The organism is Haloarchaeobius amylolyticus (assembly GCF_042678045.1).
Lineage (GTDB): Archaea > Halobacteriota > Halobacteria > Halobacteriales > Natrialbaceae > Natrinema > Natrinema amylolyticus_A.
Genome location: NZ_JBHUDI010000011.1, coordinates 347461 through 373377, shown reverse-complemented (window position 1 = coordinate 373377; position 25917 = coordinate 347461). Strand labels below are relative to the sequence as shown.

At 65.1% G+C, this 25917-nt stretch carries 29 protein-coding genes and 1 tRNA gene; 20 read left to right on the top strand and 10 right to left on the bottom strand.

The annotated features are described in order from the left end of the window. Nucleotides 1-64: 64 nt before the first annotated feature. Nucleotides 65-940, bottom strand: coding sequence for an ABC transporter permease subunit (locus ACFR99_RS17910; protein ID WP_390290334.1), 876 nt, complete (start codon nucleotides 938-940; stop codon nucleotides 65-67). Continuing rightward, the gene (locus ACFR99_RS17905) at nucleotides 937-1914 is read right to left on the bottom strand and encodes an ABC transporter ATP-binding protein (RefSeq protein ID WP_390290331.1); all 978 of its coding nucleotides are present in this window, start codon (nucleotides 1912-1914) and stop codon (nucleotides 937-939) included. The genes ACFR99_RS17910 and ACFR99_RS17905 overlap by 4 nt, the downstream gene beginning before the upstream one ends. A gap of 102 nt (nucleotides 1915-2016) precedes the next feature. Here ACFR99_RS17905 and ACFR99_RS17900 point away from each other — a divergent pair, with 102 nt between their 5' ends. From ACFR99_RS17900 to sufU, 8 genes are all read left to right on the top strand, one after another. After that, complete coding sequence (locus ACFR99_RS17900) at nucleotides 2017-2358, top strand: ArsR/SmtB family transcription factor (protein ID WP_390290328.1); 342 nt, start codon at nucleotides 2017-2019, stop codon at nucleotides 2356-2358. A gap of 5 nt (nucleotides 2359-2363) precedes the next feature. Continuing rightward, entirely contained in the window at nucleotides 2364-2681 is a 318-nt protein-coding gene (locus ACFR99_RS17895; RefSeq protein WP_390290325.1) for a DUF7521 family protein, read from the top strand. Between the two features lie 73 nt (nucleotides 2682-2754). Beyond that, complete coding sequence (locus tag ACFR99_RS17890; protein ID WP_390290322.1) at nucleotides 2755-3105, top strand: DUF7521 family protein; 351 nt, start codon at nucleotides 2755-2757, stop codon at nucleotides 3103-3105. A 5-nt stretch (nucleotides 3106-3110) separates the two neighbouring features. Continuing rightward, complete coding sequence (locus ACFR99_RS17885; RefSeq protein ID WP_390290319.1) at nucleotides 3111-3962, top strand: sensor domain-containing protein; 852 nt, start codon at nucleotides 3111-3113, stop codon at nucleotides 3960-3962. 349 nt (nucleotides 3963-4311) lie between these two features. Beyond that, complete coding sequence (locus tag ACFR99_RS17880; RefSeq protein WP_390290317.1) at nucleotides 4312-5556, top strand: aminotransferase class V-fold PLP-dependent enzyme; 1245 nt, start codon at nucleotides 4312-4314, stop codon at nucleotides 5554-5556. Between the two features lie 241 nt (nucleotides 5557-5797). Then, entirely contained in the window at nucleotides 5798-6250 is a 453-nt protein-coding gene (locus tag ACFR99_RS17875) for a response regulator (protein ID WP_390290314.1), read from the top strand. A 54-nt stretch (nucleotides 6251-6304) separates the two neighbouring features. Next, entirely contained in the window at nucleotides 6305-6937 is a 633-nt protein-coding gene (locus tag ACFR99_RS17870) for an HD domain-containing protein (protein ID WP_390290312.1), read from the top strand. Between the two features lie 78 nt (nucleotides 6938-7015). Beyond that, the gene (sufU, locus tag ACFR99_RS17865) at nucleotides 7016-7438 is read left to right on the top strand and encodes a Fe-S cluster assembly sulfur transfer protein SufU (protein ID WP_390290309.1); all 423 of its coding nucleotides are present in this window, start codon (nucleotides 7016-7018) and stop codon (nucleotides 7436-7438) included. A 183-nt stretch (nucleotides 7439-7621) separates the two neighbouring features. On the opposite strand, the gene radA is transcribed toward sufU, so the two are convergent. Together radA and ACFR99_RS17855 are read right to left on the bottom strand one after the other, a co-directional pair. Continuing rightward, on the bottom strand, nucleotides 7622-8653 hold the full coding sequence (gene radA / locus ACFR99_RS17860) for a DNA repair and recombination protein RadA (protein ID WP_390290306.1): 1032 nt from the start codon (nucleotides 8651-8653) through the stop codon (nucleotides 7622-7624). A 148-nt stretch (nucleotides 8654-8801) separates the two neighbouring features. Further along, the gene (locus ACFR99_RS17855) at nucleotides 8802-9989 is read right to left on the bottom strand and encodes an outer membrane protein assembly factor BamB family protein (protein ID WP_390290303.1); all 1188 of its coding nucleotides are present in this window, start codon (nucleotides 9987-9989) and stop codon (nucleotides 8802-8804) included. 267 nt (nucleotides 9990-10256) lie between these two features. Here ACFR99_RS17855 and ACFR99_RS17850 point away from each other — a divergent pair, with 267 nt between their 5' ends. Further along, nucleotides 10257-10874, top strand: coding sequence for a GAP family protein (locus ACFR99_RS17850; protein ID WP_390290300.1), 618 nt, complete (start codon nucleotides 10257-10259; stop codon nucleotides 10872-10874). 352 nt (nucleotides 10875-11226) lie between these two features. Here the strand turns inward: ACFR99_RS17850 and pspAB are convergent, their stop codons facing one another. Together pspAB and htpX are read right to left on the bottom strand one after the other, a co-directional pair. Then, nucleotides 11227-11832, bottom strand: a complete 606-nt coding sequence (pspAB, locus tag ACFR99_RS17845) for a PspA-associated protein PspAB (protein WP_390290297.1) — start codon at nucleotides 11830-11832, stop codon at nucleotides 11227-11229. Between the two features lie 24 nt (nucleotides 11833-11856). After that, nucleotides 11857-12744 carry a zinc metalloprotease HtpX gene (gene htpX, locus ACFR99_RS17840; RefSeq protein WP_390290294.1) on the bottom strand — a complete coding sequence of 296 codons (888 nt, stop codon included), beginning with the start codon at nucleotides 12742-12744 and terminating at the stop codon, nucleotides 11857-11859. A 273-nt stretch (nucleotides 12745-13017) separates the two neighbouring features. Here htpX and ACFR99_RS17835 point away from each other — a divergent pair, with 273 nt between their 5' ends. The 4 genes from ACFR99_RS17835 (at nucleotide 13018) to ACFR99_RS17820 (ending at nucleotide 16309) form a co-directional block, all read left to right on the top strand. Further along, complete coding sequence (locus ACFR99_RS17835) at nucleotides 13018-14142, top strand: 60S ribosomal export protein NMD3 (RefSeq protein ID WP_390290291.1); 1125 nt, start codon at nucleotides 13018-13020, stop codon at nucleotides 14140-14142. After that, nucleotides 14135-15292: a class I SAM-dependent methyltransferase gene (locus ACFR99_RS17830; protein WP_390290288.1), complete on the top strand. Its 1158-nt coding sequence runs from the start codon at nucleotides 14135-14137 to the stop codon at nucleotides 15290-15292. Before ACFR99_RS17835 ends, ACFR99_RS17830 begins: the two co-directional genes overlap by 8 nt. Before the next feature lie 17 nt (nucleotides 15293-15309). Next, on the top strand, nucleotides 15310-15432 hold the full coding sequence (locus tag ACFR99_RS17825; RefSeq protein WP_390290285.1) for a hypothetical protein: 123 nt from the start codon (nucleotides 15310-15312) through the stop codon (nucleotides 15430-15432). Nucleotides 15433-15499: 67 nt separating this feature from the next. Beyond that, complete coding sequence (locus tag ACFR99_RS17820; protein WP_390290282.1) at nucleotides 15500-16309, top strand: helix-turn-helix transcriptional regulator; 810 nt, start codon at nucleotides 15500-15502, stop codon at nucleotides 16307-16309. Between the two features lie 180 nt (nucleotides 16310-16489). On the opposite strand, the gene ACFR99_RS17815 is transcribed toward ACFR99_RS17820, so the two are convergent. Beyond that, on the bottom strand, nucleotides 16490-18322 hold the full coding sequence (locus ACFR99_RS17815) for a helicase C-terminal domain-containing protein (RefSeq protein ID WP_390291295.1): 1833 nt from the start codon (nucleotides 18320-18322) through the stop codon (nucleotides 16490-16492). A gap of 203 nt (nucleotides 18323-18525) precedes the next feature. Here ACFR99_RS17815 and ACFR99_RS17810 point away from each other — a divergent pair. Next, nucleotides 18526-18614: transfer RNA gene (locus tag ACFR99_RS17810), tRNA-Gly, on the top strand. 118 nt (nucleotides 18615-18732) lie between these two features. Here the strand turns inward: ACFR99_RS17810 and ACFR99_RS17805 are convergent. Continuing rightward, nucleotides 18733-18978: a DUF7561 family protein gene (locus ACFR99_RS17805; protein ID WP_390290279.1), complete on the bottom strand. Its 246-nt coding sequence runs from the start codon at nucleotides 18976-18978 to the stop codon at nucleotides 18733-18735. 119 nt (nucleotides 18979-19097) lie between these two features. Between ACFR99_RS17805 and ACFR99_RS17800 the strand changes: the two genes are divergently transcribed. The 3 genes from ACFR99_RS17800 to ACFR99_RS17790 are packed head-to-tail and all read left to right on the top strand — an operon-like array spanning nucleotide 19098 to nucleotide 21839. Further along, nucleotides 19098-20108, top strand: coding sequence for a YkgJ family cysteine cluster protein (locus ACFR99_RS17800; RefSeq protein ID WP_390290276.1), 1011 nt, complete (start codon nucleotides 19098-19100; stop codon nucleotides 20106-20108). A 43-nt stretch (nucleotides 20109-20151) separates the two neighbouring features. Then, nucleotides 20152-21105 (top strand): NAD(P)H-binding protein, encoded by a 954-nt coding sequence (locus ACFR99_RS17795; RefSeq protein ID WP_390290273.1) that lies wholly within the window; start codon nucleotides 20152-20154, stop codon nucleotides 21103-21105. Next, the gene (locus ACFR99_RS17790) at nucleotides 21102-21839 is read left to right on the top strand and encodes a DUF7530 family protein (protein WP_390290270.1); all 738 of its coding nucleotides are present in this window, start codon (nucleotides 21102-21104) and stop codon (nucleotides 21837-21839) included. The genes ACFR99_RS17795 and ACFR99_RS17790 overlap by 4 nt, the downstream gene beginning before the upstream one ends. Here ACFR99_RS17790 and ACFR99_RS17785 read toward each other — a convergent pair. Further along, on the bottom strand, nucleotides 21836-22009 hold the full coding sequence (locus ACFR99_RS17785) for a DUF5786 family protein (RefSeq protein WP_249361448.1): 174 nt from the start codon (nucleotides 22007-22009) through the stop codon (nucleotides 21836-21838). The genes ACFR99_RS17790 and ACFR99_RS17785 overlap by 4 nt on opposite strands. A gap of 170 nt (nucleotides 22010-22179) precedes the next feature. On the opposite strand from ACFR99_RS17785, the gene ACFR99_RS17780 reads away from it, so the two are divergent. Together ACFR99_RS17780 and ACFR99_RS17775 are read left to right on the top strand one after the other, a co-directional pair. Further along, on the top strand, nucleotides 22180-23187 hold the full coding sequence (locus ACFR99_RS17780; RefSeq protein WP_390290267.1) for a DUF5784 family protein: 1008 nt from the start codon (nucleotides 22180-22182) through the stop codon (nucleotides 23185-23187). Nucleotides 23188-23280: 93 nt separating this feature from the next. Then, nucleotides 23281-24342, top strand: a complete 1062-nt coding sequence (locus ACFR99_RS17775) for a zinc-dependent alcohol dehydrogenase family protein (RefSeq protein WP_390290264.1) — start codon at nucleotides 23281-23283, stop codon at nucleotides 24340-24342. A 300-nt stretch (nucleotides 24343-24642) separates the two neighbouring features. Here ACFR99_RS17775 and ACFR99_RS17770 read toward each other — a convergent pair whose 3' ends face one another. Then, complete coding sequence (locus ACFR99_RS17770; RefSeq protein ID WP_390290261.1) at nucleotides 24643-24930, bottom strand: DUF5789 family protein; 288 nt, start codon at nucleotides 24928-24930, stop codon at nucleotides 24643-24645. A gap of 169 nt (nucleotides 24931-25099) precedes the next feature. Between ACFR99_RS17770 and ACFR99_RS17765 the strand changes: the two genes are divergently transcribed. Continuing rightward, nucleotides 25100-25882, top strand: coding sequence for a PHP domain-containing protein (locus tag ACFR99_RS17765; RefSeq protein ID WP_390290258.1), 783 nt, complete (start codon nucleotides 25100-25102; stop codon nucleotides 25880-25882). Nucleotides 25883-25917 lie beyond the last annotated feature (35 nt).

The following is a 25917-nucleotide window of genomic DNA, read 5'->3' as shown; positions in this document are numbered from 1 at the left end:
GATCGACACAGTGATCCAGTGAGCGAAATATCGTCAGGTCGGTACCGACAATGGCAGCTATCTATCAGAGATCCGTCCGCTGGAACCGGTAGTAGCCGATCGCGACGGGGACGATCAGCCAGCACAGCATGACGACGACGCCGAACCAGTCCTGCAAGTAAAACGGCGCGTCCCCCGGATAGCGCTCGGCCGGCGTCATGCCGGCAGCTTCCATCTCCTGGAGGCCGTACTGGAACCGGAAGGGAACGACCGCGTTCTCGAGGATGGCACTGGCCAGGTTGGAATACGCGAAGATCGGGTTGAACTGCTCGAGCACCAGATACCACGTCTCGGCCTCGACAGGAACGGACTCATCGTAGATGAGGTAGTAGGGCCCGGCAGTCAGCAGCTCCCAGAGGGCGACAAAGACCATGTAGAGCCCGACGACGAGGGCCATCGATTTGCCCCGTGTGGAGACGCTCGAGGAGACGCCGACGGCTAGCCCGACGAAAGTCAGCCCGAACAGCAGCGAGACGGCGGCGAAGCCGAGCCAGTCGACGATCGGGATCGAGCCGAAGAGGGCGATCCCGAGGACCAGCGAGACGAGGAAAGCCAGCCCGACAGCCAGTCCGACGACGCCCATGCGACCGAGGAGTTTGCCGACGACGACGTCGGTTCGATTAGGCGGCAAGCCGAGCAGGAGCTTGATGCTCCCCGAACGGCGCTCACCGACGACGGCCATGTAGCCAGCGATCAGCGCGGCAACTGGCAGGATCACCTGCAGTGGGACCCCGAGGAAGCTCAGCACCTCGGCAGCGGTGGTTTCGTCGACCGTCTGCCAGATCGCGACGTAGCCGACGGCGACGATTCCGACAAGGAGTCCGATCAACGACCAGAGGAGTTTCGACCGGCCGGCGTCAGCGAACTCCTTGCGGGCGACGGTCGGAATGTGCGAGGTCATCGTGCCACCTCCGGTTTCGTCGCGGTCGCATCGGCTGCTCCAGCCTGTGCCGTCGGGCCATCCGCGTCGCCGTTAGTCAGCGCGGTAAACAGCGACTCGAGCGAGACCTCTTCGATCCGCAGATCGCGAACCGTCGCCCCATCAGCAGCGAGTGCAGTCACCAGCCGCGCCTTCGCGGCCGGGTCGGCGATCGTACACTCGAGGGTGCGGCCGGACGCGATGGCCTCGGTGACCCCCTGTACTCCGTCGGCGACCGCGCGCACGTCGGCGGCGGGACCGGCGAGCGTGAGCGTCATCGTCGCGCCGCCGCCGAGGCGCTCGCGGAGGCCGTCGATCGTGTCGACGGCGACGAGTTCGCCGTCAGTCAGGACGCCGACGCGGTCACAGACCGCCTCGACGTGCTCGAGAATGTGACTCGAGAAGAAGACGGTCGTCCCCCGTTCGGCCTCGCTGCGGACGAGCTCTTGCATTTCACGGATGCCGTTGGGATCGAGCCCACTCGAGGGCTCGTCCATGATCAGCAGGTCAGGGTCGCCGACCAGCGCAATGGCAGTCGCGAGGCGCTGGCACATACCTTTCGAGTAGTCGCCGGCCGGCCGCGCGGCGTCGTCGGCCGAGAGCCCGACACGCTCGAGAATCTCGGCTGGATCGTCGGCGGCATCTTTCGTCTCGATCGCGAACTCGACGTGCCGGCAGCCCGAGAGCCGCGGATAGATGTCGAACCCCTCGGGGAGGACGCCGACACGAGGACTGATCGCGTCGGCTTCGGCCTGAGCGTCGTATCCCAAGACCGTGGCCGAGCCGGCCGTCGGCCGCGTAAAGTCCAGTAGCATGTCGATCGTCGTCGACTTCCCGGCCCCGTTCGGACCCAGAAAGCCGAAGACCTCGCCCTCGTCGACAGTGAGGTCGAGGTCGTCGACAGCGGTGAGCTCGCCATACTCCTTCGTCAAACCGGAGGTCTCTATCGCGGGCATTCCGATCGGTGCTACATCGGACGGGCACATAGGCCGGCAGTCACAGTTTCCGACCGTGAAACTGTGGACGCTTTTATATCTTCCTGGCATACGACCAACAGGATGACCGACGATGGGGACCAGGAGGTGCTCGCGTTGCTCGACGACGAGTACGCTCGCCGGATCCTCATCGCAGCCAGCGAGGAACCGATGTCAGTCGATCGACTCACCGATCGCTGTGACGCCTCCCCGCCGACGATCTACCGCCGGATCGATCGGCTCGAAGCCGAGGGGTTCCTCGAGACCTACCAGGAGCTCGATCCCGATGGACACCACTACAAGACCTACAGCACGCGACTCGAGCGCGTGGCGATCGAGATCGCCGAGGGTTCGATGGAGATCGACGTGTACCGCCGCGAGGAGGACCCCGCAGACCGGTTCACGCGGCTTTTCGAGGACCTGTGATCACGATGGCCGGGCCTGTCCTCCAAACTGTCACTGGCGGCAACGCATCGATCGCGATCGCCGTCTTCGTCGGACAGGCCATCGCGTTCGTGATCGCCTGCTGGATCGCGAAACGCGCCTACGACGGCTATCGGGAGGCTCGCCGCCCGCCGTTGCTCTGGCTCGCACTCGGAATCGCGCTCCTGGCTGCCGTGCCGACGGCCGTCCGGTTCCTACTCCCGACGCTGGTCGGTGCGTCCTCGCTGACGACGACCGTCCTCGCAACCGCGAGCGAGATCGCGGGACTCACTGCGATCCTCTATACCGTCTACGGCCGCCCGTGACGCGGCCGGATCGATTACCGCCGGGCCGATTCTTAGCCCCCGCGCTCGAGCAGGCGCAGTCGAGGTGGGGTCGATGACCGTCTCAGGCACCGCCGCACTCGTCGACGGTGTCGCCGCTGCGCCCCTCGAGACGACGGTCCTCGGCCTCGACGAGTCGACGACGATCTTCTTCGTCGGTATGACGAGCGCCGTCCTCGGCACCGTCGTCGCGTGGACGGCCTATCGCGGCTACACCCGCAACGACAGCCGGCCCATGCTGTTTCTGGCGATCGGCGTCGCCTTTCTCACGGTGGTGCCGTTCGTGCTCTCGCATACGATCGATCGAGTGACCGACGCGACCGACGCGACCGTGTTGCTGGTCGTTACCGCCTGTCACCTGCTCGGACTCGTCGCGATCGTTCGCTCGTTCAGGCGGCCCAACTGATAGCTATGTCCATGACACAACGCTCGACTGACGGGACCGCTCTCGAGCGCGCTCGTGACGGCATCCGCTGGTTTGTCGGCGTCGTTGCTCGGAAACGGACGTACGCCAACATAGCGTATCTTTTCCTCTCGTTTCCGCTGGGGATCGGCTACGTCACGGTCCTCGTGACCGGCTTCGCGATCCCGATCGGGCTCGCTTTCGCCGTCGTCGACATCGGTAGAACGGAGCCGGTCGCGCTTCTGGTCGCCGGGATTCCGCTCGCGCTCGTCGTGGGCTGTCTCGGGATTCCAATCGCGTTCTGTACGCTAGTCGCCACGATCGAGTTGAGCGCACTCGAGCGGCGACTCGCCGATCGGTTGCTTGGAACCGCCATCCCGACGGCCGACCCGGCCGAGGGGCTCCGCGAGCGAGCCCGTCGGGTTGTCGTCGATCGCGGGACGTGGAAAGGCGTCGGCTACCTGTTCAGCAAGTTCGTGATCGGGATCGCCTCGTTCGTCTGTCTCGTCGTCGGGACGACGTTCACGTACACGCTGGTCGCCGCACCGCTTCACTACCGGGATCAGCGGGTCGGCATCCACCTCGGCGACGCGATCGAGTTCGTCCCCGAGTTCACGTACCGACACGAGGGCTGGACGATCGACATCTCCCCGATCACGCTCTCGCTCGCCGACGGCGAACTGATTTCGCTGTACGTCGACTCGGTGCCGGCAGCGCTCGTCGTTTCGGCGGTCGGCGTCCTGGTCGGCCTCGTCGTCTTGCACCTGTTCAACGCCATCGCGTGGCTTCTCGCACGGTACACGGAACTGCTGCTTCGGAACACGCAGCCGTCGATCGTCAGCGAACCGCCGGAACGATAGCCCCCAGTTCGATGCCTGCCGGCTCGTCGGTCCAAATTTATTTGGAAGTACTGGTTTCCCTGGGGGGCTCCAAGAGGGTACTGCGGCAAGGGGCCCACCAGCGTACCCCCCTCTCCCCACCCCTTGCCGTCACCTCCCGACCGCCCATCCCACTTCCCCCCTTTCCCCTCCGTTCCGAACAGCGTCCGATCGACGCGACAGTACACTGGCGGACGCGGCTGGACACACTGGTCGCACGCGATCCCAGAGCCGACCACAACGACACGATGAGCCGATTCTTCGCGCCTCCGGAGCAGCAAGTCTCGCCGGACCGAAGGAGTGTTTTGTGTGCGGTCCATCCTAGTCACCAATGAGTCAACAGAACCTCGAGTCGCTTGACGTCGAGGCGATCCGCGAGGCGTTCCCGATTCTCGAGCGGGAGTTCGATGGCGAGCAGGTCGTCTACCTCGACAACGCGGCGACGACCCAGACACCCGATCCGGTCGTCGACGCGATGAGCGACTACTACCGCGAGTCGAACGCCAACGTCCACCGCGGGATCCATCACCTGAGCCAGGAGGCCTCGATCCTCTACGAGGAGGCCCACGACCGCGTCGCCGAGTTCATCGGCGCTGACGGGCGCGAGGAAGTGATCTTCACGAAGAACACGACCGAAGCCGAGAACCTGGTGGCCTACGCATGGGGGCTGAACGAACTCGGTCCCGGCGACGAGATCGTGCTGACGGAGATGGAACATCACGCCTCGCTGGTCACGTGGCAACAGATCGGCAAGCAAACTGGGGCTGACGTCAAGTACATCCGGGTAACGGAGGACGGGCGACTCGACATGGATCACGCCCGCGAGTGCATCACCGACGACACCGCGATGCTCTCGGCGGTTCACGTCTCGAACACGCTCGGCACCGTCAACCCCGTTGCCGACCTCGTCGACATCGCCCACGATCACGACGCCCTTGCCTTCATCGACGGCGCACAGGCCGTCCCCAACCGCCCCGTCGACGTCGAGGCGATCGACGCCGACTTCTATGCGTTCTCCGGCCACAAGATGGCCGGCCCCACCGGGATCGGTGTCCTATATGGCAAACAAGAACTCCTCGAGGAGATGGAACCCTACCTCTACGGCGGCGGCATGATCCGCAAGGTCACCTTCGAGGACTCGACTTGGGACGACCTCCCCTGGAAGTTCGAACCCGGCACGCCCCAGATCGCCGAGGCCGTCGGCCTCGTCGCCGCAATCGACTGGCTCGAGGAGATCGGCATGGAACGGATCCAGGCCCACGAAGAAGAGATCACCCGGTACGCCTACGAGCAACTCGCGGCCGAATCCGACGTGGAGATCTACGGCCCCGAACCCGGCCCGGAGCGGGCCGGCCTCGTCGGCTTCAACGTCGACGGCGTCCACGCCCACGACCTGGCCTCGATCATGAACGACTACGCGGTTGCGATCCGCGCCGGCGACCACTGTACCCAGCCGCTGCACGATAAACTGGGGGTTGCAGCGTCCGCTCGAGCCTCCTTCTACGTCTACAACACGAAAGCTGAGGTCGACAAGCTGGTTGCAGCCATCGACGATGCGCGTCAGTTGTTCGGGTGAGCGAACACTGACTGCAAGGAGACGTGGACGTCTTGCCGAGCGTGCGAAGCAAGGCTCGAAGCGGCGTCGCCGCTTCGTAGATCTCTTCCCGAACGAAGTTCTTGCCAGGCCGTCAGCGTTTTAGTTTACGTGCGCGCTCACTCGAGCGCCCACTATCGACCAATCGGTTGGATTCGAAGGCCATGACTGTTCAATCGTCGTGACCGCAGTGTTTTATCGACGCACACGAAACGTGTCACAGATGACTACGGACGGCGAGTACTCGGCCGACCCGATCGATATCCTGTTGGTCGAACCCAACCCCGGCGACAGTCGCCTCTTCGAGGAGAATTTCAGTGATGCAAAACTGCTCAACACCATCCATACCGTCTCCGACGGGGAGTCCGCGCTCGAGTTCGTCCATCAGCGTGGCGAGTACGCGAACGAACCGCGCCCGGATATCGTCTTGCTCGAGCCACAGCTCCCCGGCAAACGCGGAATGGACGTCCTCTCGGAACTGAAAAACGAGCCGTCGCTCGACGAAATTCCCGTCGTCGTGCTCACGAGTTCGGATGCGGGCGCAGAGATCGTCCGATCCCACGGCCTCGAGGCGGATGCCTACATGCGGAAGCCGATCGAGCCGGAGGAATTCGTCGAGTTCGTCCGATCCGTCGAAGAGTTCTGGTTCGCGATCGTTCAGAAGCAGTCGCAGTGACCCCGTACTTGAGAGTGACGCGTTTATCAGCCGGCCGGCGAAACACGAGCGGCGATGCTCGAGGCAGTCCGAACTCGCGCTCGCACCTATTTCGAGGACGCACCGCCGGCCCACGACTGGCACCACGTCCAGCGGGTCGAGACCCTCGCCGAGACACTCACTGAGCGCCATCCGGAACCGGTCGACGAGCGCGTGGTTCGACTCGCCGTCGTCCTCCACGACATCGGCCGAACGCGGGAGGACCACGGCGAGATCGACGATCATGCGCAGTGGGGTGCACAGGAAGCCGGGACGATTCTGCGCGACTGCGGAGCCGACGCGGAGACGATCGAACGCGTCCAGCACTGCATTCGCGCCCACAGGTATTCGAACGACGTCGAGCCCGCGACGCCGGAGGCGAAGGTCGTCGCCGACGCGGACGACCTCGACGCGCTGGTCGCGGTCGGCATCGCTCGGACGTTCGCCCACGGTGGCGCGATCGGCTCACCGATTTACGACCCAGCCCGTCCGGTCACCGAGGACGACACCGATGCCGGCGCGACTCAGTACAATCACGTTTCCAAGAAGCTTCTCGAGTTACCAGCGCGGCTGCACACCGACGTGGGTCACGACCTCGCCATCGACCGCGTGGCGTTCGTTCGGGACTTCCTCGAGCGCTTCGACAGAGAGGTCGACGGGTCAGTCTGAATCCGTCGAAGACCGATGCGAACCCCGGTTTCAGCCCCGGAACCCTTTTACAACTCACTGGCCTATTCGTATCCAACGATGGGACTGGGCTCCGATATGTACCGACAGCAGATCCTCGACCACTACAAGAACCCGCGTAACTACGGGAAACTCGAGGATCCCACATTCACCCACATCGGCGAGAACCCCATGTGTGGCGACGAGATTCGCATGGACGTCAAACTCGACGACGACGAGGAGACGATCGAACAGGTCGCCTTCCAGGGCGACGGCTGTGCGATCAGCCAGGCCTCCGCCAGCATGCTCTCGGGCGAACTCCGGGGCAAGAGCGTCGACGAGTTACTCGAGATGGACCGTGACGACGTGATCGACATGCTCGGCGTCGACATCTCACCGATGCGGGTCAAGTGTGCGGTCTTAGCCGAGAAGGTCGCCCAAGACGGTGCGGAGATCTACCAGGGCGACCTCGACGTCGACAAGACCACGACCGAAGACGATTAAGGACGCCGTTTTCGCGTTCCGCTGTTCCTGCATCCGTTTTCTGCCGTGATAGCAACGGCCTCGAGCGGTTGCCCGAGAGACAGCAGTCAGTCTCGAGACGGTGACAGTCGTCGCTCGGCGATCAAATCGTGAGAGAAACGGCCGCCGCTGGTTCTAGTCGGGGAGAGACTGGCGTTGGACCGCTTACTCCGGCTTCAGGCCCTCGTCCTGCACGCGCATGACGGCCTCGCCGTCGGCGAGGTTCGGTGCGTCGACCAGGCGGACGATCCGCTTGTCGCCTTTGGACTTGCGCAGATAGATCCGGAACGTCGACTTGTGGCCCAGAATGTTGCCACCGATGGGCTGGGTCGGGTCGCCGAAGAACGAGTCGGGGTTCGACGCGACCTGATTCGTGACGATGACGGCGCAGTTGTAGAGGTTGCCGACCTTATCGAGGTCGTGGAGGTGCTTGTTGAGCTTCTGCTGGCGGTCCGCGAGTTCGCCACGACCGACGTACTCCGCACGGAAATGAGCGGTCAGCGAGTCGACACAGAGCAGGCGGACAGGATACTCCGACTCCTCGTGTTCGCCCGCGAGTTCCTTCGCCTTCTCGGCCAGCAGCATCTGGTGGTTGGAGTTGAACGCCTTCGCAACGTGGATCTTCTCGAGGAAATCCTCGACGAGTTCGTCGACGGCGTCCTCGTCAGCGGCCGAGCCTTCGATTTCGCGGTCCTCGAGGGCTGCGTCGATCGCCTCGTCCGGTAGCCCCCGTACCATGTCGTCGATCCGCTCGGGGCGGAAGGTGTCCTCGCTGTCGACGAAGATACACGAGCCGTGGAGGCCACCGACTTCCTTCGGGAGCTGGACGTTGACGGCCATCTGGTGAGTGACCTGGGACTTGCCGGCGCCGAACTCGCCGTAGACCTCGGTAATGGACTGCGTTTCGATGCCGCCGCCCAGCAGGTCGTCAACCTCGTCGATGTGCCAGCTGAGTTTGCCGATCTCGTTGCGGCGCTCGAGGACCGTCGAGCCGGTCTCGAAGCCGCCGATATCGGCGGCGTCTCGGGCGGCGCGGACGATGTCCGATGCGGTAGACTCGCCGACGTCGGCCGTATTCGAGAGTTCGGAAGGAGAAGCAACGGCGAGGCTCTGGAAAGAGTCGAAGCCTGCGTCGTGGAGTTTGTCTGCGGTCGCCGGTCCAACGCCGGGGAGCGTCTCGAGATCTGCTTCGGGCATACTCCCCCGTTGTGCCGGACCCCCCATAAACCCTTGTTAACAGGAGGGTGAAAGTGAAAGTGCAGGAAGGCGCCGGGGTGCTCCGAAACGGATGCACTAGCGTTATCAGGGAAGACGCATCTCGTAGGCAGGAATCGATGTGGGCGTCTCAGCGCAGCGGTCCGTCCGTGTCCCACTCGAGACAGGTGAGCCGCTCGTCGTCGCTGCCGACGAAGAGTCGGCCGGGTTCGACCGCGGGCGTTCCGCTGACGGCGTCCGGGAGAGCGACGTGCCAGATCGGTTCAGCATCGTCGACGGCGATTCCGTAGAGCGAGCCGCTCGCGTCGCCGACACAGCACACATCGCCGGCGACGACGGGCGACGAGCGAACCGGGCCGTCGAGTTCGACGCCTTTGCGCGAGAACAGCCAGCCGCGCAGTTTGCGCCGGCCGACGGTCGTGTCGGTGACGTGGCAGTAGCCGTCCGTCGCGCCGACGAACGTCGTCTCGGCGGCCGCGAGCACGGTTGGTGACGTGGTGAACCCGCCCTGTATCTCGTAAGTGAACCACGTCTGGCCGGTAGCGGCGTCCAGTGCGAGCATCGTGCCCGCGTCGTCTGCGACGTAAACCCGATCTGCGGCGACCGTTGGCCCGGTCGCGACCGCGCCGCCGGTCGGCGCAGCCCAGGCCTGCTCGCCGGTCTCGGCCTCGAGCGCGAACACCGTCCCGTCCGCAGTGCCGGCGAACACCCGCTCGTCGATCCACCGCTGGTCGGGTTCCGACAGCCGATCGTCCTCGAACAGGGCCGTCTCGCCCGGCTCCGAGAGCGTGGGCTGCGTCGATCCGCGTCGGTCCACGTCCCGTCCGTCGGCGACCGCTGGGGTGCCAGCGACTGCCGACTCGGTCTCGTACGTCCACAGTTCCGCCCCCGTCTCGGCCGCGAGCGCAGTCAGCCCGTCGGCGTGGCCGGCATAGAGTCGGCCACTCGAGAGCGCGAGGCTGGACTCGAGTTCGGCCGACAGCTCGGCCTGCCATTCCTCCTCCCCGGTAGCGGGATCGAGCGCGGAGATCAGTCCGTCGCCGGTCCCCACGTAGAGTCGGTCGCGAGTGACGACCGGTGTCGCGTCGGTCGCGGCCGTCGTCTCGAAGACCCACCGGCGGCGGCCCGTCTCAGCCTCGAGCGCGTAGCAGTTCCCACGAGCCGTGCCGAGGTAGACGGTGTCGCGATCGCACACTGGCGACCCCGGCGGGCCGACGAGGTCGGCAGTCCATGCCTCGGTGACGCGGGCAGGACCCTCGAAGTCACGCCGGAGGCCGGAGTGCTGCGAGTCACCCTTGTACTGGTTCCACTCAGTCACTGCATGCGGCTACCGACCCCACCGATATAATGGATGGGGAGCACGCGCTGCTCGCATTCTCGGCACGAGCCACACAGCCAAGATTTAACCACGGTTGCAGTGGTAGACAGTCGACATCGCTTCGATGTGTTCCCTGACGACCGGCGAGCGATCCACGCGAGCACCGTCGGGCGGGAGCGGTTCCGGCGGTGGCCGCTGGCTGTCACCGACAGCAGCCTGTCGGTCGATTTCTGACGGGTCGACACGCACTGCGTCGGTGAGCGAGACATGAGATTTCTCGAGGTGTTGCCGATGGTGTTCGTGATGATCGCGGGCCCGCAGATCCTCAGTGCCATCTTCCTCGCGACGAGCGACCGCTGGCGGCAAAACTCGGCCGCGTTCGTCGGTGGTGCAGCCATCTCGATCTCGCTCGTCGTCACGATTGCGTACGAATTAAGCGCGGGTGTGACCGAACAGGGTCAATCGAATACAACGCTCAGCGCGATCGTCCTCGTCGCGCTCGTGCTCGCGGCGGTTCACACCTACCTCACGAGAGAGACGTCGGAACCGCCGCGATGGATGGGCAAACTCGAGACCGCAACACCGCGGTTTTCGTTCAGACTCGGCTTTCTCCTGATGGGATTTTTTCCGACCGACATCCTCACGTCGGTCGCCGTCGGCTCCTATCTGGCGGCCCGCGGTGCGTCGTTGCTCGAGGCTATCCCGTTTATCCTGTGTACGCTCCTGGTGCTTGCACTCCCATCGCTGACGCTTGTCGCCTTCAGTGAGCGCGCCGAGACCTTCCTTCCGGAGGCGCGCAACTGGATGGACGCGAACTCGTGGGTTATCAACGAACTCGTGATCCTCTTTTTCATCGCGATGACGCTCAACAACCTGCTGGGCTGAGTATCCACGTGTATCACGCGCACGTCGGCTGCGCTTCGAGCGGACATCCGTCCGGTCGAGTTTTTGGTTCAATTTACAGCGTTTTCGACTTGTCAATCCACGACATTGCCAGCCGGTAGGAACGACGACCGGCGTTCCTCGAGCCACCGGCTCACTGAACGGAAACGGCGCGACAGGAAACGGAAAGCAGGAGCAACTGGTGTATGGCGCAGTTGTGATGATGATGATGTGGCTTCCTGTCGCGTACTTGTCTCTAACCACCGGACTGCAATACCGGTGTTCCCAACACGATTTGGGAGTCCATCAGCCGGAACGCGAAAACCGGGTAACGGGGTGGCATCGCTCACCGACCTCACTCCCAGGGGTGGGTCCCGCCCTCGCTGGGCCAGAGCGGGTACCAGTACTCCTTCTCGCGTTCGATCTCGAGTTCGCCGTCCAGCGCAGACTCGAGGGAGAACTCTGCACTCGAATCGCGCTCGCGGCCGGCTTGCGGGACGAACGGATAGAAGCGGCCGCGCCGGAAGGAGTAGATCCAGTAGGCGGGGCCATCGCGGTCCCGATAGGCAAACACCGCCGCGAGCAGCCGCGAGCCGTAGCCGTGTTCGATGAACGTGTCCGCAGCGAAGTGCATACTCGTAATGAGGTCCTCCGGGTCGTCGTCCTCGAGAACGACCCACTGGTAGCCGTGGTCGTCCGACGTAACCGAGAAGCCGGTCCCAGTCTCTTCTTGCCCGGCTTCCAGAATCGCCTCGACCTCGTCGACGGCGTCCCGGAAGTCGGCCGAGTCGACGCCCGAAAAGCAGAGTGCACCGACGTCGAGCGACTCGTAGCCCAGGTCGGCCTCCATCGTGAGGTAGGCGGTGCTCATCCCGAAGAGGTCGTCGGGGTCGGCGTCGCGTCCGGCGTCGGTCTCGGCACGCATCCCGAGGACGGCGCGGAGCCCATCCAGCAGTCCCATAGGTCCTGTGAGCGCCGGGAACCCTTAGAAGGACTGCATTTCGCGCTCGAGTTCGCGGAGCTGTTCGACGCGCCGTTCGGTCGGCGGATGCGTGCTGAAGAGTCGCCCGACGACGCCGGACTTGATCGGGATGATGAAGAAGGCATTCATCTCGGCCTCCTCGCGCATGTCGTCTTTGGGGACCTTGTCCATCTGGCCCGAGATCTTCAGCAACGCGGAGGCCAGTGCCGATGGGTTCCCGGTGATCGCGGCCGCGCCGCGGTCGGCGGCGAACTCGCGGTACCGGGAAAGCGCCCGGATCAGCAGGTAGCTGATGATCCAGACGACCAGCGAGACGAGGATTGCGACGACGATGCCGCCGCCCCCGCCCTGCCGGCCACGGCCATGCCCGCCACCGAAGAAGGCTCCCCAGCGGACCATCATGAACGCGATCGTCGAGAGGAACGACGCGATCGTCATCACCATCATGTCACGGTTCTTGACGTGGGCGAGTTCGTGTGCGAGGACGCCGTCGAGTTCGTCTCGCTCGAGCGTGTTCATGAGGCCGGTCGTCACGCAGACGGCCGCGTTGCGCTGGTTGCGCCCGGTCGCGAAGGCGTTTGGCACGCTCGAGTCGACGACCGCCACTTTGGGTTTCGGGAGGTCGGCCTGCTGTGAGAGCCGTTCGATCGAGGCGTGCAGTTGCGGATACTCGTCGCGCGAGACCGTCTTCGCGCCCATACTCCGCAGCGTAAGCGTGTCGCTGAAGTAGTACTGGACCAGCGAGAACCCGCCGAAGAACAGCGCGAACACCAGCAGTCCGCCGCCGACGTAGGCGGTGATCACGCCGGCGAAGACGATGTACAGCGCAAACAACAGAAACATCGTCACGAACATCCGAAAGCGCAGTCCCCAGTCCGCCTGCCAGTTCATATCGTCAATTACGGGACGCGACGGAATAAGTATCACCACCGGACCCGCCGCGAGGCGACCCTATTCTCGCAGCGACGATCGAACCCCTTCGTTTCGGATGGAGACCGTGTGACTGGATCACGTCTGACGCGCTCGAACCGAGCGGCCGTCCGACGAGCGTCTGCCGCGTTCGCCGCCCCGATTCCGCCGTCTCGAGCGAACGAGCGACACGAGTGGGCAAGCGCAGCGGGTCAAGACGGGTCGCTTAACTCCGTGAGATCCCAAACAGGGACAATGAGTGAGTCGCGTGCGTTCTGTCCCCGGTGTGGGGACGCGGTGCCCGAGCGATCGGCGAGCGACGCGAACGATCCGTTGCGGCCCGGTGCGGAGGTCGAACTCTGCGATTCGTGTTACTTCGAGGACTTCGACTTCGTGGATGCGCCGGACCGGATCGACGTTCGCGTCTGTGCCCAGTGTGGGGCGGTCTACCGCGGCAACCGGTGGGTCGACGTCGGTGCGGAAGATTACACCGACATCGCCATCGAGGAGGTCAGTCAGGCGCTTGCCGTCCACGTCGACGTCGAAGACGTCGCCTGGCAGATCGATCCCGAGCAGGTCGACCAGAACACGATCCGGATGCACTGTTATTTCACGGGCGTCGTTCGTGGGACGCCGGTCGACGAGCAGGTGACGGTGCCGGTCAAGATCGCCCGCCAGACCTGTACGCGGTGTGGGCGGATCGCCGGCGACTACTACGCCAGCATCGTCCAGATCCGCGCCGAGGACCGCACCCCGACGAGCGACGAGATGGATCGGGCAAAGGAAATCGCAAACCAGACCGTCGCGGACATGGAGGCCACGGGCGACCGCAACGCCTTCGTCACCGAGGTCGGCGAGACCGACGACGGGCTGAACATCAAGGTCTCGACGAACAAGATCGGCAAGAAGATCTCGAACAAGATGATCGAGGAGTTCGGCGGCACCGTCAACGACGCCGAAACGCTCGTCACGGAAGACGAAGACGGCAACGAGGTCTATCGGGTCACCTTCGCTGTCCGCTTGCCGCCGTACACGCCCGGCGACGTCATCGCCCTCGCAGACGACGACGGCGGTCCCGTCCTCGTCCGCAGCGCCCACGGGAACCTCAAGGGCATCCGCGTCACGACCGGCGAGCGCTACGAGGCGAGCTACGAGGAGGGTAATTCACCCGACGCACGGAAACTCGGCGCCCTCGAGGACGCGACCGAGGCAACGGTCGTCACGGTCGAAGACGACAACGCGGTGCAGATACTCGACCCCGAGACCTTCCAGGCGGAAACCGTCGCGCGACCGGACTACTTCGATCCCGAGGCCGAGACGGTGCCTGTGTTGAAGAGCCGAGCCGGACTGCACATTCTGCCCGACGAGCGCGATGACTGAGGACGCGGACGACGGGTCCGCAAGCGAGACGGACCCCGACCTTGAGCCGATCGCCGACGCCGTCCTCGAACAAGCGAACGCGGACGCGCCGCTGGCAGCGATCGTCGACAAACGGCGGACGGAGACGGCGATCGAGTCGCTGCGCGCCGAAGACGTCTACGACGAGTCGCGGCGCGTGCGTGAGGACGGTCCCGAGAGGGTCGCCCTGCCTGTCACGGAGCCACCGGCTGAAACACGGGTTCTCGAGGTCGTTCGGCAACTCGATCCCGAGCCCCGGAATCCCGATCTCGAGGATCTGCTGGCCGAGCGGGGCTGGAGCGACGGCGACCTCGAGGCAGCCCCAGGTTCGTGGGCGGTGATCGGCTCGGTGATCCTCGTGACCGTGCCCGAGGACTGTCCCGACGAGACGGCAGTGGGCGAGGCCCTGCTCGAGTTACACGGCGAGGCCGATAGCGTACTGGCCGACGAGGGGATCGCAAACGACGGCACAGCCGGCACCTACCGCGAGCCCCGCACGCGATTGCTCGCCGGGAGCAGCGACACGGAGACGATCCACACCGAACACGGCACCCGGTACGGTCTCGATCCCACGAAAGTGATGTTCTCGCCGGGGAATCAGGCCGAGCGCGCCCGGATGGGCGAGGTCGTCGGCGACGACGAACGCGTCTTCGATATGTTCGCCGGTATTGGCTACTTCACGCTGCCGCTGGCGCGGGCCGGCGCACAGGTGACCGCGACCGAACTCAACCCGACGGCGTTTCGCTACCTGCTCGAGAACGCCATGCTCAACGACGTCAGTGATCGAGTTGACGCCTACATGTCCGACTGCCGTGACCTCACCGGCGACCTCGAAGCCGATCGCGTCGTCATGGGGTACTACGGCAGTTCGGATGGCGACAGCGAGGAAGCGGGCACGCGAACCGACGAAGCACACGAGTTTCTCCCCGACGCGCTCGAGGTACTGGTTCCCGGCGGCGTCGTCCACTACCACGAGGCGACGCCCGAGTCGCGGCTCTGGGAGCGACCGCTCGCCCGACTCGAGCGGGCCGCCGACGCGGCCGACCGCGACCTCGAGATCCTCGAGAAGCGACGGATAAAAAGCCACAGCGCGGGCGTCGAACACGTCGTCGTCGACGCCAGGTTCGACTAGGTGGCCCGCCTCCGGTCGTGACATTGATACTTGCGGGCCTGCTGTCGTCGACTATGGACAAGAATCAGGTCATCGCGCTCGTCTTCGCGTTCCTCATGGTGTCCTCGATGGTCGCCTGGGGCGCGACGGCTATCTTTTAAGACGGGATCGTGACAGGCAGCCGTCAATCGTAAGGGTTTACTACAGACTAGTCAGTCTGGCAACTAGATGTCCGACGAGCCAGCACGTGCGCTGCGCTATCTCTCCGGCTCGACCGTTCGGCCCACGATTCTCGAGCGACTCGTCGACGGCACCGCCCAGCCGGCCGAGCTGGTTTCGGTCGCCGACGTCTCCCGGACGACCGTCCACCGGACGCTCTCAGAGTTGGTCAAACGCGACTGGGCGCGACGGATCGACGGCGGCTACGAAGCGACCGCGATCGGCGAGCTGGCACTGCGAACGTACGAGCGCGCACGGAGCCGGCTCGAAACCCTCGAGCGACTCGAGCCGTTCTGTACTCACGCCGGCGCGGCGGCTGCGGAACTCGACCTCGAGTGGCTGTGTGAGGCGCGGCTGGCGACACCGGCCGAGACGAACCCGCAGTATCCCCTCGAGTGGTACGGCGACCGGCTCGCGGCCCTCGAGACGGCCGAGGATCGAGCGCGGCTGCGGATCGCCACACCGACGCTCACCCGACAACTGCTGGCTGCACACGACTCGATCGCCGACACGGGAACGCCGACGGAGCTCGTCGTCGAGGAGGCAGTCCTTCGAGCCGTCGTGAGACAGTCTCCCGAGCGGTTGCGTGCGTCGCTCTCGAGCGATGCGTTCGAACTGTACGCCACGCCGGAATCGCCGTCGCTCGGACTGACGCTCGGCGATGAACGGACTATCCTGAGCGCGTACGACGAGGGCCGCCTCGTCGTCGCCCTCGAAAGTCCGAACGATCGGCTTCGGGAATGGGCGGTCGATCGATACAGCCGACTCCGCGACGACGCACAGCAGATAACCGGCGAAACGATCGAATCGGGGACCTGAGAGACCAGGTGTCCGTCAGTATCCCACCCGCTGCGAACTGTTACACACCGTGCAACATGTTCCGCGAGACAGATAATTGATCGACGGCCGTCTCGCCCCACATGCCGGCGACAGCGGTGGGCCGGAGTCGAGGTCATGCCTATACGTCCACGACGCGACAGGTCCACCGCGATCCGGCCGTCATTCGTCGGTCTCCCAGACGTCCGCTAGCGGACTCGAGCGCGAGGAGCGCCGTGACCGTCGCGATCGCGACGAGTTTCTACCAGAGTTGGTTCCGGCGTCCGTCTCACTGGCGCGACGGGAGCGCGACGCATCGTCCGATCGTGCTGTCCCCGTGGCTCCGTCGAGGGCCGCCTGGGGATCGAACGCCGGCAGGTCCGGCCGTTCCATTCGATCGACCTGTGCCGCGAACCAGTCGGGCATGTCCGTCCGCGCGCGCTCGAACAGATCCACCAGACTCGAGTCCGCCAGATACGTCGCGCCGTAATCGTCGGGCGCACGGACGACCCGGCCGCAGGCCTGGATCACCGTGCGCAGTGCCGTCCGGTAGTACCACGCCCACTGGCCCTCTTCGAGCCGGTGGGCCACCCGCGAGTCGCCGGTGTTGAGAAACGGGGCCTTGCAGAGCACCTGCCAGCGACAGAGGTCGCCTTTCAGATCCAGCGCCTCCTCCATTTTCACCGAGAGGAAGACGGCAGGCTCGTCGCTGGCTTTCCAGGCCTCGAGCGCGGCGTCGCGGCCGTCGCGGTCGTGAGTCCGAATCCGCTCGCCGACGCCGAAGTCGGCCAGCAGGTCGGCGAGTCGCTCCTGGATGTCGTAGGAGTGGGCGTGGATCAACCCCTTCTCGTCGGGGTGGCGGGCCATTAGTCGGACGATCGTCCGGGCGATCTTCGGCGTCGTCTCCCCGCGTTGCTCGTAGGTCATCTTCCCCTGTGTCACGTCGTACAGCGGTCGATTTTCGACGGGGAAGGTGTGCTCGACGTCGACCAGGGCGACTCGATCGGGCTCGAGCCCGACCTGCCGACAGAACGCGGCCTTGTTGAGGATCGTCGCCGACAGGAGCGCGAACTTGTTGCCCCGGTCCCAGACGGTGTGCTGGAGGTACTTCTCGGGGTTCATCGGCTTGATCGTCAGCGGACCGCCCGCAGGGTCGCCGCCCTCGCTAGCATCGCGATCGCGTGGTTCGGACTGGTCGACCAGCCACGTCGTCGGGCTCTCCGGATCGCGGTAGTCGGAGACGAACCACTCGAGTTCGCCGATGAGTTCCTGTAACCGATCGCGTTCGCGCACGTCGGCTGGGGAAAGCGTCTCCTGTGCGAGCAGGTCGTCTTTTCGGCGTTCGCAAGTCCCGGCGAGGCTGTCGGCGTAGCGGACGGCACGTTCGACGGAGTCGACCTCGGGAACACGAAGCTCGTCCCAGAACGGCACCGTGCGCGGGCCGAGCTGGATCGTCGCGTACATCTCGGCCCACTCGGCGAGGCCGTGGGCCTCGTCGACGACGACGACGTCGCGCTTGCGGAAGACCTCGCTGCCGGCGGTCTGCATGAAATAGGCCAGCGTCATCGCCGCGATCTCGCGGTTCGACGCGATCGCCCGGTCGGAGAAGTACGGACACCGGTGCTTGACGGCGCAGTCGTAGCCCCGCTCGCGGACACAGGGGGCCTGATTGACCGGCGTCTCGCGCTCGTCGGGCAGGATGCAGGTGTAGTTCGACTTGCCGCGGATGACGTTGAGGTCGGCCAGCAGGTCGTCGGCCGCAACGTCGTCCAGCTGGGACACCTGCGGGGTCGTGTAATAGGCACCTGTGGCGTCGCTCGGGTCGCCCTCGCCGGCCCGCCGGGCACAGCCGGCGACGGCGCGAGCCAGCAGGGACTTGCCGCTGCCCGTCGGCGCGCGAACCAGGACGACGTCGTTGTCGGCCGCGAAGGCGTCGCGAATGTCGCGCAGGGCCTGTTTCTGTGCCCCGCGGTAACTCGGCGCGGGAAACTCCTCGAAGAGCCGCTCGGGATTCACCGTTCGTCTCACGGCGCGGCCACGTCCTAAAAGCTGCGGACCGTCGCGTCCGTTGTGAATCGGCCCTGTCACAGAGACCGCTGACCGTCGATGAAACCGGCGGCTACCCGTCGGTATCAGCCGCCTACGGATCTGGAGCAGCCGACGGCGGGGGCGGTAGTCGGCCGATTACAAATACGGAACCCGCCGTCGCACTGACGTGTGGAAGGGTCGCTCAGCGGTAGAGCACCGCGGTGCCACCTGGTTCCGCGGCGGCACTTCGCCCCGTGGCGTTCAAATCCCACCCCTTCCGCTCGCGGTTGCAATTCCCCGCCCCGTGATTGTGGCTGTGTGCTGCGGTCGCGAGTTGACACGCTTCGACGCAGCGGCGGTACCGTCACAATCGCCTCCACACCCCTGTCACGACATTTTTACTTTGATCCGAGTTGTGAGGTCTCATCGTCGACCTGTTCGAGTCGCTCGACGTCCTCGGCCGTCGGATAGTCGGGCAGCGCCTCGAGACACGGATAACACAGCAGATGTGAGGTCCCGTCCTCGAGTTCCAGCGTCATCGCGGTGCCGACGGTGCCGGCGTCGGTGCCGAACGACCAGAGGTTGGCGATCCCGCCCGAAATCGTGACCGTTCGGCCACAGCCGTCACAGGAGGCTTTCGACATATCCGAGTGTGGGTGTCGCATGGTGAAAGACGTTCGCCCGAGCGGCGACACCGCACGCTCGAGACGGGATCGCGAGTGCCCGCACAGCGATTATAGGTCACAGCGATGTAGCGCCGCATATGGAGGTGAACTGCGAAGGCTGTGCGGGCTGTTGTCTGGACTGGCGAGCGCTGCTCGACGGGGAGCCTGGCGCTCGAGACGCTGCCGACGGGCACGGACACCGGCGGCGCAATCCGTTCGCGGGCAAGGACGGGAACGACTCGTCCCGTGAGCCGCTCGACGACGACCCCACGTTCGTCCCGCTGACCCGCGACGAGGTGCGGGCGTTTCTCGAGGCGGGGATGGCCGACGCCCTGACCCCGCGGTTCTGGCACGCCCGTGAGACCGACGAGGGCGAGGAACCACGTTCCTCGGACACCTCGAGCGAAGATGCGCCACGAGAGAGCGAAGGCGTCGAGATCGACGGCCACACTGTCGCCGCCATCGCGGGCCGACCGGTCTTTTTTATCGGCCTCCGAAAGCCGCCGAAGCCGGTAGCCCCGTTCGGCCGCGACGAACCAGCGTGGCTGCCGACCTGCGTCTTTCTCGATCCGACGACGTTGCAGTGTCGGATCCACGAGGACGACCTGTTTCCCGACGAATGTGGCGCGTATCCGGAACACAACCTCGCGCTCGCACACGGAACCGAGTGTGAGCGCGTCGAGTCAGTCTTCGGCGGTGACCGCCTGCTCGACGCCGACCACGACGATCCCGATGGCCTCTTACTGGGCTCGCAGGCGATCGGGGCAAAGCTGTTCTGTCATCCGCGGCCGGCCGATCTGGAGGGAATCGTCGAGCGGGCCGCCGCAAGTGCGCTCACCCGACGGGACCGCGCCGAGGCCATCGCGGTCGCCGCAGCATCGAGCCCCGGGACGCTCGCGATCTCCGACTATCACTACGAGCAGGCGAAAGATCGGATGCTCGAGGGAGTAGACACCGACGCGGAGCCGACTGTCGGGGACTCCTGGGTCGGCCCCGCGATCCGCGAGTGGTATGAGCACTACCGGGAGGCCGGCGAGGCGGTTCCGTCGCCGGCGGTCGCCGACGCCGTCGAGCGCGACCGGGGTGCGCCCGAGACATCGGGGTGGTGACGGCCGCACGTGTCATTAAGCGCATCCAGCCCCAACGGATGGTATGCGCGTACTGGTAACGGGAGCGACCGGGTTCGTGGGCCGGCGGCTCGTGGCCGCCCTCCTCAGAGAGACGACCCACGACGTGACGGTCCTCGTGAGAAACGCCGCGAGCTACGAGCCGCCGGCCGGCGTCACCGTCGTGGAAGGGGACGTCCTCGAGCCCGGAAGCTTCGAGGGCGCGCTGGCGGACATCGATGTCGCCTACTATCTGATTCACGCGATGGGGGCCAGTGGTAACTTCGCCGAGCGGGATCGGCGCGCCGCACGGAACTTCGAACGGGCCGCGAGCGAGGGCGGCACAGAGCGCGTGATCTATGTGAGTGGGCTCGGCAACGAGGCTGACACGCTCTCGAGTCACCTCGCCTCGCGCCGGGAGGTCGAGACGCTCCTCCGGGCGGGTAGCGCCGACGTGACTGTCCTCAGAGCGGCGATCATCGTTGGCGACGGTAGCGCGAGTTTCCGGCTGGTTCGCCAGCTCGCGACGCGGCTTCCAGTGATGATCACGCCGCAGTGGGTCGACACCGACTGTCAGCCGATCGCGATCGACGACGTGATCGCATACTGTCTGGCGATCTTGGAGCGACCGGCGACGGCCGGCGAAACGTACGAGATTGGCGGGCCGGACGTGCTCACCTACCGCGAGATGCTGCTTGCAACCGGCGAGATCGCGACCGGTCGCCGCCCGATCATTCTCTCCGTGCCCGTCCTGAGTCCACGGCTCTCGGCACACTGGGTCGGGCTCGTCACCGACGTTCCCAGGGAGGTCGCCTACCCGTTGATCGAGGGTGTGCGCAACCGCGTCGTCGTCACGGACGATCGGCTCGAACGGCTGGTCGATCTCGAACTGACGCCCTTCGACGTCGCGGTTCGGCGCGCGGTCGGGCTCGAGTCGGACAGCACCGATGGCGTCGGCCGCGCCGAGACGGCAGCACCGACGGACCGAAACGAACCATGACGGAGTCACTGGAGTACGGCGAGACGTGGGTCTACGAGAGTCTCCTCGGGACGATTCCCGGCGTACGCGTCTCGAGTCGGACGGCGATCGGCATCCAGTTTCTCGGCTTCGAGGCGGCGATCCTCGTCGTCGCGGCGATCTACGACCTCTGGGCGGCGGTCGTCCCCGGCACGGTCGCCGTCGTCGTCGCGACGGTCGGGAGCTGGCTCATGCTGCGGTTCAGCCGGGCCGTTCGCGAGCTGCCGACGCCGACGGCGTACCGACGGTTGCTGTTCGGCTCGAGCATCGACGTCGTCCTCGGCGTGATCGCGTTCGTGGCGCTGGTCACCTACCTGTTCGTCGTCGATCCACGGAGTAGCGAGGGCGACCCGTCGCTGCTGGTCGACCTCTTTGGGGCCGACCCACCGGCGCTTGCTGTCGGGCTCGCGTTGCTCGTCCTCTGGGATGTGGTCTATCGGATCGGGACCTGCTGGTGGGCGAGCGTCGTCGGACTGTGGCGGGCGGTCACCTACGAGTTCGGGCCGGAATCGACACGAGCCTACCAGCGCATCGACGCGATAAACGTCGGCTTCGCGGCGGTGCAGTTGCTGATAGCGCCGTTTGTCGTCGATCACGCAGTGTTACTTCTCACGCTTGTCGGTCACGTCGTCGCGGTCGTGATCGTCACGACGCTCTCGATTACGGTTCAGGGACGGCGAAAAACGATGGAGGCGGCGTCTATCGATCACCGTTAGTTCGACTTGATCTGCTCGAACGTATCGAGCAGGTCCTCGGCGGAGTCGCCGGCGTCGTACTCGACTTCACCGCGATAGATCGTTCGCTCGTCGTCGAAGTCGGTGTCGACGGTCGAGGCCTGCTTTTCGCGGCGCTCGTGCTCGTCTTCGTCATAGGCACCCATTGACATGGTAAGTACCAACATGGTACGGGCGTCGCGACTATTAATGTAACGGTCGTTCACACCCGGTGGTAGTTACGCTCTACCGCCGCGTCAGCGCGGTAGAATCGCGCCGATCGAGGTGAGACACACTGGGACACAGCGAACGATATATGCACCCGCACACCCTAGAAGGAATCGTGGCACGGCCGCTTCGCTTTCGTTACTCGCCCCAGTCCTGGAGCGACGGGCGCGTACACCAAGAGATCCTCCAGCCGCTGCAGTCAAACATCGGCGCAGAATCCGTCACGCCCTGGTTCAAGATCGGCGGCGACTGGCAGACACACCGCTTCGAGATGCAAAACGGCGACGTCGCACTCTTTGCGCGCACCGACGGGGACGCCTACTGGATGGGCAACACCGAAACGCCGTCCGCGCTGTGGAAGACCGATAAGTTCGGCTGGCGGGAAGTCCCCCACCACGTCGCGCGGTGGGCCAAGCGGGAACTGACCGCGACGCTCCACGAGCGTGCCCCCTGGCTCGTGGACTACCCCCATCTCTCGTGGTTTTTCCTGCCCGTTTTCATGTCCAAAGACGGTCGCGACTCCACCCGCGCGTTCTTTCGCGACCACGCCGCAGGGTTTCCCGACGCCGACTATCAGGAGGCGACCCAGTTTTTCGAGGACTTCCTGTCGACCGGCGCCCTCGATGAGTACCGCCACGTCATGTCGGGGAAACTCGGCACCAGCGATCACGTCGACCGCGTCCGGATGAGCGCCGCGATGGCCGAGTTCATCGCCGCGAAACTGCTGACCGGTGCCGGCTACGACGTGGTCCCCGAGATCGAGGTGACGACCGGTCACTCGCTCGATTTCCGGGCCAAAACCGACGACACCAACCGCCTCGTCGAAGTCACTCGACCACAGCCGCCGGGTACTCGCGCCGCCGCCGGCCCCGTCGCCGCCGTCCGCGAGACTGCCGAAACCAAAACGAACGGCCAGCTGGCCGACCACGGCGGCGGCGCGACCCTGTTCGTCGACTGCTCGAGTTTCCGGGACGACGAGTGGGCCGCCGTCCGCGGCGAGCAACCCGACGTCCGACACCGTCCTGCCGTCGTCTACCGCACCCGGCCGGACGGCCACGTCGAAGGCTACCGAAAGGGGTCGGTTCCGCTCGAGTTAGACGACGTACTGACCGTGCTGGACTAACGGTACAGCCACCCGACGCGCTCTGTTCCACCAGTTGGCAGCCGGTGCAGCGGAGAGACATATATTTGTAATATGCTATCGTGAGACAGCGTCATGCGTGCAGCAGTACTCGAGGCACACGGCGAACCGCTCTCGATCGAAGAGGTAGATGCACCGGACCCGGCCCCAGACGGTGCGGTCGTCGAGGTCGAAGCCTGCGGCGTCTGCCGGAGCGACTGGCACGGCTGGCAGGGTGACTGGGGCTGGCTCGGCCTCGAGACCCAGCCAGGACAGATCCTCGGCCACGAGCCCGCCGGTCGGGTCGTCGCCGTCGGCGACGAGGTCGAGGAAGTCGACGAGGGAGACCACGTCGCGATTCCCTTCAACCTCGGCGACGGGACCTGTCCGCGGTGTCAGCGTGGCCATTCGAACATCTGTGAGAACGTGATGCCACTGGGATTCATCGAGACGGTTCAGGGCGCGTTCGCCGAACAGGTCCACGTCCCCGTCGCCGACCACAACCTCGTCGAGCTTCCCGACGGCGTCTCGTCGGTCGACATGGCTGGCCTTGGCTGTCGGTTCATGACCTCGTTTCACGCGCTGGCCCACCGCGCCGACGTCGGCGGGGGCGATTGGATCTCGATCCACGGCTGTGGCGGGATCGGGCTCTCGGCAGTCCACATCGCGGACGCGCTCGGCGCGAACGTGGTCGCGGTCGATCTCAAAGACGAGAAACTCGAGAAGGCCCGCGACCTCGGCGCCGTCGAGACGGTCAACGCCGAGGATATCGAGGACGTCCCCGGTGAGATCAAGGCGATCACGAACGGTGGATCGAACGTCTCGATGGACGCGCTCGGCATTGCGACCACCTGTCAGAACTCGGTGGCCAGCCTCGACGCACACGGCCAGCACATTCAGGTCGGACTCACCACCCAGGACGAACAGGGCATGGTCTCGCTGCCGACCGACGCGATGGTCATGCAGGAAATCGAGTTTATCGGCTCGCTTGGCATGCCGCCAACCCGCTACGACGAGATCTTCCGGATGGTCTCGACCGGCAAACTCGAACCCGAGAAGGTCGTCTCCGAGACGATCGAACTCGGGGACGTCGCCGACAAACTCGAGGCGATGACCGACTTCGAAACCGTCGGGATTCCAGTGATCGACACCTTCTAGAACCTAAATTTTGCTCTGCGGGCGCGGCGAGGCCGCGCCCTCGGCAAAATTTAGTATAAAAGCACTCCTCCCTCCGTTCGCTCGCGGATGCTAGCGGTGTTCCGCTACCCGTAGCGGCCGTAGTGCGGACAAACAGTAGTACCGAGCGCGAGCGATGCGAGGGCTGAGGGAAGCGAAGCCCCCGGAAAAGCGAACGGGGAGGCACGACCCGTGAGCGAAGCGAGCGCTCGGCCTTTTTCATCGAAGTTTTTGCGCCGAGTGGTTCGCCGCAAGCGAACCCGAGGCGGAAAAAGTTCGGTTCTAGAAGGAAACGGCGTCGGGCGAGTACGGACTGCCGACCGGTGTTGGGTCACGGTCGCTGTAGCCGACGCGACCGACGGCCTTGTCGCTGACGGCGGAGTAGACGGCGAGACGCGCGTCTTCCGGATGCTCGAAGGTTTCGGACTCGAGGCGGGCGAGTACGTCACCAACCGTTTCGGACCCGTTGGGGAGTTCGAGGGTCCGGTCCCCGTATTCGTCGATCAGTTCCTCAGTCGTGGCGGGGTACTCGTGGTCGTCGATGACGTCGCCGGTGCCATTGAGCAGCATTACGCCCTATCATCCGTGAACGATAATTATAAACATTGTCCATGCATGTTTTCTAGTCTCACTAGGTTCCTTATATGCCTAGTAGACAGATAACTCATACGTTGTTTACACGTCAAAGGGGTGCAGATCCGGAGAAACGCCTTTAGGAGCGGCCCTGTTCGGGTACGGTATGCCATACGCGGACTTACACGTCCACACGACGCGCTCGGACGGGAGCCTGCCACTCGAGGCAGTCCCCGAGGTCGCGCGCCGCGACGGCGTCGATGTCGTCGCGGTGACGGACCACGACCGGGTCCAGCCGTTCGACGGACCGGCCGTCGAACGCAACGGCGTGACGCTCATCCACGGGATCGAGCTACGGGTCGGGACCGACGCCTCCCAGCGGATCGATCTGCTCGGCTATGGCCTCGAGCCGAGTGCCGACCTCGAGGCGATTCTCGAGACCATTCAGGAGAACCGCATGGAGCGCGGCCGGGCGATCGTCGACTGCGTGGAGTCGCGATTGGGCGTCGACCTCGACGTGACGATCGACAGCGGGTTCGGACGGCCACACATCGCGCGGGCGATCGACGCCCACCCCGAGACCGGGTACGACTACCAGGGCGCGTTCGATCACCTCATCGGCTCCGACTGCCCATGTTACGTCCCCCGCGAGGTCCCGTCGTTCGAGCGTGGACGGGCGGCGCTGGCCGAGTCGTGTCGGCTCGTCTCGCTCGCCCATCCGTTGCGATACCGCGATCCCGAGCGGGCACTCGCGCTGACGGCCGACCTCGATGCCGTCGAACTCCAGTATCCCTACGGTCGCGACGTCGACCGCGAGCCAGTCGAACACGCGCTCGAGCGCCACGATCTCCTCGCTACCGGCGGCAGTGACGCACACGACGAGCGCCTCGGTATCGACGGGCTCTCCCGGCGGGCCTACGAGCGTCTCGAGCTGACAGCCGAGTGGTAACAGCTGACTGCTAGCGGAGGGTTCAATGCGTCGTG